Consider the following 1,365-nt stretch of genomic DNA (forward strand, 5'->3'; position numbering starts at 1 on the left):
TATTGCTAACTCTTTTGGTGGCCTGGGATTGATTGATGTTGTCGGTGGTTTCTGTGCCAGCTTTTTAGCAACTGGTAGCATCTACCTCATCCGTAAAATTAAGCTATCTAGCTGGTTTATCGTACTCCCAATCCTACTCGTTCCATCCTTAGTAGTACCAATATGGCTTAGTGCCCTACTTAAACTTCCTTATGTCGCTCTCGTTATTAACCTTATCTTAGGGCAATTAGTTCCTGCAATCTTGGGAGCTGTACTTGTACACGAGCTAGCTAAACGCGGATACAAAGACTGACAATCAAAAACATCTCTGCAATTGCAGAGATGTCAGAATAAAGACAAACATCAAAAACGATGTTTGTCTCTTTTTATATTCACACTAAATTCTTCCATAATCGAATAATATTGGGGTATTTAGATAAAATACCAGGTCTTTCCTACCATCATTTTTACCAATTTTTTGATATTTAAACATGCCAAAGTAAGCCCAACCTTATCTTCCATTTTGGACTTTCCTTTTTCTCTGGTATAACGCAAGTTGTGATATTCTTTAGATGTTCCGAATAATCATTCTATCGTTTCTTTACGGTGTTGATACCGCTCCTTCATCTCATTTTGATGACGAATATCTTCGCAGACTTCTAGGGCGTCTTTCCAAATATGATGCACAACGACTTTTTGGTTCTGGCGACTTTCAGTACAAATCGCTAACAAGAGATAGATCTTACAAATTTTGGAATTGCTTTTATATTCTCTATAACCTTCACGTGTCGTTGTACGATAAGTTAATACCTGGTTCTCTAGACAAAGATAGCAGTCAGAATACTCGTTATAGACAAAGTCTTTAAGACGTAGAAAGTCTCTCCTATCTCTTGGCCTAGTGTAAGGGAATACCGGTATAATCCAATTTTCTAAAAGAAACTTAGCAACACTAGGTGTTTTGTAGCCTGAATCCGCAATAATGAATTCAGGTGAGAAGGGCTCTAACTTGGCTAAAAGAGCAGGAAAGAACTGACTATCATGGATGTTATCTGCTTCAACTGTAAAATCCAAGGCCCAACCGTGTTTATAACAACCTACCTGAGCATTATAAGCAAAGACTTCCTTGTGAAACCTACCAACATCAAATACCTTTTTCTTTTATTATACTCCTTCAAATCAATAAAAGTCCCCAAAAGTATAACTTCTAAGGACTTTGTCTTCAATCTGAAGCAATCTGACCTAGGTTGCTTAAAAGATTAATATTAATCATTTTCGATTTTTTCAGCTTCTGTACTGAATTTTTGTACAATAGCTTCGAGAGCCAATTTGTCTGTATCGGGAAGCGTGATAGCATCATCAGAAATCTCATCAATATTAGCATAGAAT

The 1,365-nt window shown here is 36.8% G+C and carries 1 protein-coding gene and 1 pseudogene; one reads left to right on the forward strand and one right to left on the reverse strand.

Features of this window, described 5'->3' with window-relative positions; all coding sequences use genetic code 11:
* A partial coding sequence (locus CGS49_RS13485) for a QueT transporter family protein (RefSeq protein WP_143405882.1) occupies positions 1–292 on the forward strand: 292 nt, incomplete at its 5' end.
* Here CGS49_RS13485 and CGS49_RS13490 read toward each other — a convergent pair.
* A pseudogene (locus CGS49_RS13490) lies at positions 270–1,107 on the reverse strand (transposase); the annotation flags it as partial. The gene CGS49_RS13485 and the pseudogene CGS49_RS13490 sit on opposite strands and share 23 nt — an antisense overlap.
* Positions 1,108–1,365 lie beyond the last annotated feature (258 nt).

This window comes from Faecalibacterium langellae, from assembly GCF_002549775.1.
Lineage (GTDB): Bacteria > Bacillota > Clostridia > Oscillospirales > Ruminococcaceae > Faecalibacterium > Faecalibacterium langellae.